Annotated in this window: 9 protein-coding genes; all 9 read left to right on the forward strand. The window is 35.6% G+C overall.

Annotated elements, in window-relative coordinates; all coding sequences use genetic code 11:
• Positions 1 to 148: 148 nt before the first annotated feature.
• The gene (locus ACODS7_RS30160) at positions 149 to 307 is read left to right on the forward strand and encodes a hypothetical protein (protein ID WP_256426275.1); all 159 of its coding nucleotides are present in this window, start codon (positions 149 to 151) and stop codon (positions 305 to 307) included.
• A gap of 108 nt (positions 308 to 415) precedes the next feature.
• Positions 416 to 844 carry a hypothetical protein gene (locus ACODS7_RS30165; RefSeq protein WP_420975011.1) on the forward strand — a complete coding sequence of 143 codons (429 nt, stop codon included), beginning with the start codon at positions 416 to 418 and terminating at the stop codon, positions 842 to 844.
• A gap of 104 nt (positions 845 to 948) precedes the next feature.
• Positions 949 to 1,113, forward strand: coding sequence for a hypothetical protein (locus ACODS7_RS30170; RefSeq protein WP_256426277.1), 165 nt, complete (start codon positions 949 to 951; stop codon positions 1,111 to 1,113).
• Positions 1,114 to 1,170: 57 nt separating this feature from the next.
• Positions 1,171 to 1,644, forward strand: coding sequence for a hypothetical protein (locus tag ACODS7_RS30175; RefSeq protein WP_420975012.1), 474 nt, complete (start codon positions 1,171 to 1,173; stop codon positions 1,642 to 1,644).
• Between the two features lie 74 nt (positions 1,645 to 1,718).
• Positions 1,719 to 2,150, forward strand: a complete 432-nt coding sequence (locus tag ACODS7_RS30180) for a hypothetical protein (RefSeq protein ID WP_420975013.1) — start codon at positions 1,719 to 1,721, stop codon at positions 2,148 to 2,150.
• A 141-nt stretch (positions 2,151 to 2,291) separates the two neighbouring features.
• Positions 2,292 to 5,018 (forward strand): VirD4-like conjugal transfer protein, CD1115 family, encoded by a 2,727-nt coding sequence (locus tag ACODS7_RS30185; protein ID WP_488828328.1) that lies wholly within the window; start codon positions 2,292 to 2,294, stop codon positions 5,016 to 5,018.
• Entirely contained in the window at positions 5,015 to 5,218 is a 204-nt protein-coding gene (locus tag ACODS7_RS30190; RefSeq protein ID WP_488828330.1) for a hypothetical protein, read from the forward strand. The genes ACODS7_RS30185 and ACODS7_RS30190 overlap by 4 nt, the downstream gene beginning before the upstream one ends.
• Before the next feature lie 17 nt (positions 5,219 to 5,235).
• Complete coding sequence (locus ACODS7_RS30195) at positions 5,236 to 7,230, forward strand: pLS20_p028 family conjugation system transmembrane protein (protein WP_488828332.1); 1,995 nt, start codon at positions 5,236 to 5,238, stop codon at positions 7,228 to 7,230.
• A 73-nt stretch (positions 7,231 to 7,303) separates the two neighbouring features.
• Positions 7,304 to 7,606, forward strand: a 303-nt coding sequence (locus ACODS7_RS30200; RefSeq protein ID WP_488828334.1) for a hypothetical protein, incomplete at its 3' end; no start/stop codon positions are given.

Here is a 7,606-nt window from a genome sequence, read left to right on the forward strand (position 1 = left end):
CCTCCGGTAGATCCGCCGACAGATGGAGGAGATAAGCCGAAACCTCCGGTAGATCCGCCGACAGATGGGGGAGACAAACCAAAATCATCCGTTTTAGTTTAATGATAGAAGGGAAAGAGTAGGGTGAACATATTAGGAGTTATATGGCTTGTTTTGTTATCGCTTTTCTTTATTCATGGGGTACGTAAAAGAAGTCGGAAAGTATGTACGTGCCATATTACTGATGACGTTCATTTCTCTAACCATAATGTTTCCAGACATGTTAGATGTCGCAAAAACATTACTAACTCCTATATCGTTTGAATAATAATAAGATATTGTACAGGAGCTATTGAATCAAGAAAATATAGTGAAAACAAAAGGAGACAAAATTTAACCAACTTGTGTATAAAGAACGATATAAGGGGGATATAACATGTTTCAAACAAATGAGATATTGAACATAAAGGAAAATTTAAAGATTGTTGGCGATATTGCTACAGGTAAAACAACAATTTTAAAAGAACTTGCTATCAATTTGGATAACGTACTGGTTTTAGATTTTATTGGTGAGTATGAAGATCTTAAAGAATTGTTTAAAGGAGATAAGTTAAAGGTTATAAACCTGTGCGATCGGGCCTGTCCGAAAGTGGAATGGAGCAAAGAAATAATCGATTTAGCTAAACAACATGACTTTGTAATAATTGATGAAACATTTTACTTATTTGCTGAAGAAGTAAATGATTTTTTATCATTTTTACAACAAATGAAAGAAGCGAACACAAAAATCATAGCAAGTTTTCAAACATTACCTCCAATAGAAATTGATATTAAATTTCCTCAATTCATTATGCTTAATCGATGAATACTTTTTAAGTGCAAATTAGGATTTCGTTTAGAAAAGATAGCAAGCTGGTTGGATATTCAACCAGCTTTTTTTATATAGAAATTTATAGGAGAAATAGAAATATGAGAGATGGAGGAGAAGTTATGGAATTACAACCAATTGTAACAATTCCCAAAATGGATTGGTTGCCAATAGAAGTTGTGTTTGTATTCCCGATTCTTATTTTAACAATAGTTGGTATCTTGAGAATATATAAAGAGTATTCATTAAACAAAAATAAAAAATAAATTTTGTCATATATGTTTCATGCAATTTGAATTTTGGATAGCAAAGGGGGATTTGGAATGAATCGTATAAAGAAATTGGCTCGTAGTAATCATGTTCATTTTTTAGGATTACTTTATTTGTTAATAGTCGGAATGTTTGGTTGGTGGCATGGAATTACATGGTATCAAGGGATAGGAAGTTGGATGCCCTGGTATCAAGAGTCAAGTATTGCTTTTGAGAGAGCTGATATGTATCTTTTGATGACAGTTCTTTTGATTGGAGCTAGTTTTATGACAGGGGTACTAGTAATGGATCAGGACTATAAAAAATTGACTATCCTTAAGGTAAGCTATTTGTTTGGATTATCGACATTGATGATAAGTATTGTTTGTGGTGGATTTCTTGCTTTTGGTTTTTTTCTCGGATACAAAGATGGAGCTTTTTATCCGTTATTCTTCCTTATAACAGGTATTGTAGTTGGTTTGCAAATAGTAAGAATAGCCTTAAAACAGACGTCACAACCTAAAAAGAATATTTTGGCACACGAATGATAAATAAAACGGATCACAAGCTGGTTAAACCTTCAACCGGCTCTTTTATTTTCTAAAAAGGGAGGAAAATAAGGATGGAAAAATGGATAGCGTACGGGAGAAAGTTAAGTTTAGGGATTTACACTATTTTAGGCGTATTAGGAATTACTTATATCATTGGGGGCATAAATGATTCTGGTTACGAATGGACAAAAGGTCATACAATCAATGGAATTACTCTCTTTGGTATGTTTTATGTCTTAATGGTTCTGTTAATACGTTTCATTATGGATAGAAAGTTGACGAAAAAAATATTGTTATTAGAAATTCCACTAGCAATTGTAATAGCGGTGGGTGTGATTGCTAGTATTGCATTTGTAGAAGAACAGAAAATATATTCTCTATCTCTTTTTATAGCTGTTTTATTAGTAGTACCTGTCATATTAAGTTTACTGCGAATTGGGTACTCACAATGGAAATTTTACAAAGAAATGGAATGTAACTTGAAGAAAAGAGGTCAGATATGATAGTAACGTATGTAATGTTTTTGTTGGTAGTTATTGTGCTGATGTTTATTTTCTACACGGTAGAGGTTCAAAAAATGATCCAAGACACTATCTATAAAATTTGGGAAAAAGACAAACAAAAGATGAAAAGGAGGAGATAACGTGCATGTGCAACAAAAAGCGCCACTCAAGTATAAATTAGCTGAATGGAAAGTACTCATCCCGATGAGTACTTTTTTGTTTAGTGGAATCTTTCTTATCGCTAATTTTCTAGGAAACGTCATTGTAGAAGTAGTGAAAACAACATTTTCAGATTTATTACATCCAAAACCTTTTCATATTGGAATAGAGGATCTATATACCTTTGAACATTCTTTTTTCCTATATCTGATATTATTCTTAATTGCGAGCTTATGTACATTGCAATTCACTTATAAAATTCGCTCAAGCTTTAAAGACTTGAATCAGAATCAAAAAGACTCTTCCCGTTTTGCGACTTTAGATGAAGTCAAACAGCAATATCGTGCCATTCCAGATAAAACAGAACGATATGAAGGGAAGGGTGGCGTTGTCATTTCTCGTTATGATGTGGTTTCATGCAAATCCATTTTAAAACAAGCGAAAAGGGTTATAGATGCAAAAGGGATGGAGAAATGGCAAGAAATTAAAAAATTAAAAGATAGTGCAAAAGCGGGAAGGCTACTCATAGATGATGGGGCAGTTAGTAACCTAATCATTGGTACAACAAGATCTGGTAAAGGGGAAACGTTTGTGTTTCCAACACTTGATGCATATTCCCGTGCGAAACTACAACCGTCTCTTATCATCAATGATCCAAAGGCTGAAATTTTGGCGGCTTCTAAAAAAACATTTGAAAAACGTGGTTTTCATATTGAAGTTTTAAATTTAATTAACCCGTTGGAGTCCATGAGCTACAACTTGCTTCAGCTTATCAAAGATGCTTATAAACAAGGTGATACAGCAACAGCGCAGACACTCTGTAATACATTATCATTTTCACTTTACTACAATCCAAATGTAAAGGATCCTTTCTGGAATAATAGTGCGATGAGTTTATGTAATGCATTAATCTTAGCGGTTATAGATAAGTGTATCAAGGAAAAGACAGAGGATAAAATTTCGATGTATGCAGTCGCAAACATGTTATCAGAGCTTGGTTCCAAAGAAGTTGTGATTGATGCAAAAGGAAATACACAAAATGTATTAGATATATATTTTGAAATGCTTCCGGCTGAGAGTGTTGCGAAGATGCAATATGCAACTTCTAGCTTCGCAAAAGGCGGGACAACACGAGGAAGTATTTTTAGTACCACAATGAGTAAATTGTCCATCTTTACTTTTGATGGCATTGCAAAAATGACGTCCCGTAATAGTATCGACTTAAAACGAATTGGCTTTGGGAAAAGCTTGCAAGGAAAAGGAACACCAAGGGTTCGTGTACAAATTATCTTTCCAGATGGATCGAAAGAAAGTGTCAAAACAGATACAGAAGGGCGTTTTGAACTGAACTTTAAACAAAAAGTAAAGAAGGGACAACGTATCCATGTAATGGAAAGCGAAACAAAGAAGAAAATGATTGTAGAAGTTCAAACAATTAACAAGGATACAGGTGAAACAACATACAAAGTTGTTGAGAAACAAGATGGATTACAAATTGAAAACATTGTTATCTTTGAAAAACCAATTGCGGTCTTTATGATTGTTCCAGATTACGATTCTAGTAATCATGTGATTGCTTCTATTTTTATTAGACAGTTATATTTTGTACTCTCCAAGTATGCTGGTTTAGCTCGTGGTGGGAAGTGTCATAGAGAAGTAGTGTTCTTATTGGATGAATTTGGCAATATGCCAGCGATTGATGATATGGGGAATATTGTTACGGTTTGTTTAGGACGAAATATTCGTTTTAATTTGATTGTGCAAGCTCTTCCACAGTTAAAAATGAAATATGGAGATGCAAGTACAACCATTCAAGACAATTGCGGGAATCAAATTTATATTCAATCTGGTAATAAAGAAACCGCAAAAGAAATATCCGAAAAGTTAGGGAATCAAACAATCAATTCTTTATCTCGAAGTGGGAAAGGGTTGTCGATTGATAAGAGCAAAACGGAAGGAATAGATACAAAACCATTATTAACACCAACTGAGTTAATGAGATTCCAAGAAGGAGAAAGTGCAGTGATACGCTTTATGAAGCGTCGGGATAATAAGTTTGAAAAGATAGAGCCTTTCCCGATTCTGAACCGAGGGAAAACGGTTATGAAATATCGCTGGGAATACTTAGGGGACGACTTTGATACAGATCAATCCATTTTAGATATCGATATTCGTTCTTTACATGAATATGTGAATCCAAGGGATCTCATTATTGACTTCTTCCCAAAACAAGAAAAGGAACCATCTGAGCAACCAGAGGAACCAAAATCAAATGTATTCGTATCTGAACCAAAACCAGTACCTATTCCTTCAGAAGAGGATCCGGAGGAGCCACAATTTGCGGATATTGATGAGGATATTGAGATTCCTGAAGAAGCGTATGCATCAGAACCGGTTTCAGTGTGCGAATCCGAACCGTCTAGTCCATTTGAACCACTTACCTTAGAAAATTGGAAGCATAAAACAGCAGAAGAATTCTTTGAAACACATCGTTCCATTTGGAACATCATTGAAAAACAATGTATGAGGCAATGGAACAAATCATTAGCGGATATTCAAACAAGTACAATGGAAAACTTTATTGATGAGCTGAAGATATTAGTGACAACAGGAGAAATTGATAAGAATATTTATCGTCTGATTAACGGGAAATACGGTGAAGTTATGGATAGTTTACTAGAAAAAGAAGGCGTGAAGGAGGAAGTATGATGCAAGTAACCAAGCCCTTACAACATATTTTACAAGTTTACGGGAAACAAGTAACAGCGGGAAACGAAGTGATGATTGGGCTTACAAATGGTGTTGTAGTTTTACAGCCAGGAGGAGTCGGTGAAGCACCGATTGTCATTCGGGTGGATGAAGTTGATGAACATCTTGATATGACCATACAAGATGTATTTGGAGCGTAAGAGAGGAAGGTGAAATCATGAATGATGAAAAAGTCTTAGAAATATTGAAGATGTTTAATGATTATTTAGAAATTGGTGGCTTCATCAATTATATACTCCGTTTGATTGGTTGGATGATTATTATTGGATTATCATATCTGGTAGATGCATTAGAAGGGATTACAGATAAAATTCTATTAGTTAAAACATTGTTTGCTTCAGAAGAAGTACAATCATTTGTACGAGATTTTCAACCTGTTTTGTATATACTATTTGCTTTTTCGCTCATTTACATTGGATATACACTGATATTTAATCGAAAAACAAATCGTGAACAAATTGCAGTCAACATTTTTATCAGTATGGGTGTAATTGTGTTACTGAGTACAGCTATGATGCAAGCAGATAAATTTACTGATAAAGCAATTAAGGCGGTGGATCTCAAAGGAAGCGGGACAACAAGTGAAAAAATTATAAAAGATGGTCTCACAGATGTAGCACAGTTCGATATAGAAAAGTGGAAAACGACAAAATTGAAAGAATCTAATAAAATTCCACAAGAGAACATTAGAAGAATTGATATTTTAGAGAAAATAGATAAGGGTTTTAAGATAGATAAAGATACAGATTTATCAGGTGATGGAAAAAAAATCTTAGAAAAGAAAATGAGTATTGCACCAGATGGAAAAGAAGTGCTCATCGATTTGAAAAATGGCTGGTTTGATTTTTGGCCAGATAAATATTATCGCTGGGACTGGGATTTCTGGAAAATCGCTCCGTCTCTATTTGTCATTGGCATGACACTGCTATTTACAGCAATCAAACTTGGGAAATTGTGTTTTGAACTAGCTTTCAATTACATTCTAGTAAACTTAGTTGCACCGGCAGATGTGGCAAACGGACAGAAGACAAAGCATATTCTTCTTAATATTTTAAATTCTTTTTTAATTATGATTATGATCTTTATTTCATTAAAACTATACCTCATCGGTATAAACTATATTCATGAAAATATGAATGGGATTGCTTACGTCATCGCTTTAATTTGTTTGAGCCTTGCGGTTGTAGATGGTCCCGTCATTTGTGAACGTATCTTTGGTATTGATGCAGGTCTTAAAAATGGTTGGGGAGTCGTTGCAGGTGGATACGCACTTGGAAAAGGGCTTAGTAAAGCAACCGGCAATATAGCGTCCAAAGCTGGTAACATGTTAAAAAGTACAGGTAATGGTGCATTACAAGCAGGTGCAGGTGCCGCCGGCATCGCAAACGGATATAAAAATGCAGGGAAAACAAATGGTGGTGAACAAAAGGAGCAAAAGCAAGGAAAAGAACAACAGGGTAAAGAGAATGGAAAAGAAGGAAAAGCAAAGCAAAGCGATGCCGATGGCGGGGCAAATGGAACTGGTCATTCATCTATACAAGATGAAATGGGTCAATCAGGTTCTGGAACAGAAAAAAGTCAAGCGTCCCAAGGCGAGGCAGGGGGTGGCGCAATGTCCTTGCAAGATGAAATGAAATCGTCTGGTTTTGATAAAGAGGCTAAAAATGAAGGGCAGGGTTCTTCAGCGAATGTATCAGGCGGAAGTAAACCCGGAGGTAGTGGAGCGCCAACAAGTGCACCAGGCGGAAGTAAACCGGGAGGTAGCGGAGCACCAACAAGTGCACCAGCAACACCTCAATCAGGTAGTAGCGGAACACCCACAAGTACACCAGAAGCATCTCAGCCAAGTCATAGCGGAACATCAACAAGTGGTGAAAGTTCTTCAGGTTCATCCCGTCCAGTAGATACAGCACCATCTTCTACAAATGATATTCCAGCACCGCAAAGAGAAAATCGTACAATTGGACAATATGCAAAGGATCGCCTTTCCAATGCTTTTCATAGTTCTAAAACGGTACAGCAGACAAAACGTTCGTATCAACTTGGACAAAATACAGGGGAGAGTTTACGAAACAAAGGTCAAAATAAGGGCGTGAGTCAGAAACAGAATGTAAATCAAAATCCAAAACGAGATCGTAGAAAAGACGCATAAGTAGTAACACAGTGAGCATACAGGGGATGCTTATTTTTTTCGGTTTTAAAATGGAAATGAGGAGGATGCAGGTATGAATTATCAAATCGCAACACGTATAAAGGTGAATAAAGGATCCCTTTCACCGTATGAAGTTCATGTGAAAGTCTTATATGACGATCCTTTATTTGAATCACGTATACAAGAACTTGTAAAAAAATATGATCCTGTTCTTTATACAAGTCGAAGAGATTTTCTCACGAGTTGGTTATTAAAGAACAAGTGGCATGTGTCTATTCTTAGCTTAGAGACGGAAAGCAGAATGGATTTCATACGAAATAATGATGCTAGTCTAAATGATAGACACATCGAACAGAGAGTTTATACTAAAAACAAA

This window comes from Bacillus sp. FG16, from assembly GCF_057809515.1.

Bases quoted from the DNA above. Each gene is read 5' to 3' on its own strand.
- ACODS7_RS30175 (WP_420975012.1), top strand. From the start codon at position 1,171: ATGAATCGTATAAAGAAATTGGCTCGTAGTAATCATGTTCATTTTTTA.
- ACODS7_RS30165 (WP_420975011.1), top strand. From the start codon at position 416: ATGTTTCAAACAAATGAGATATTGAACATAAAGGAAAATTTAAAGATT.
- ACODS7_RS30180 (WP_420975013.1), top strand. From the start codon at position 1,719: ATGGAAAAATGGATAGCGTACGGGAGAAAGTTAAGTTTAGGGATTTAC.
- ACODS7_RS30190 (WP_488828330.1), top strand. From the start codon at position 5,015: ATGATGCAAGTAACCAAGCCCTTACAACATATTTTACAAGTTTACGGG.
- ACODS7_RS30170 (WP_256426277.1), top strand. From the start codon at position 949: ATGAGAGATGGAGGAGAAGTTATGGAATTACAACCAATTGTAACAATT.
- ACODS7_RS30195 (WP_488828332.1), top strand. From the start codon at position 5,236: ATGAATGATGAAAAAGTCTTAGAAATATTGAAGATGTTTAATGATTAT.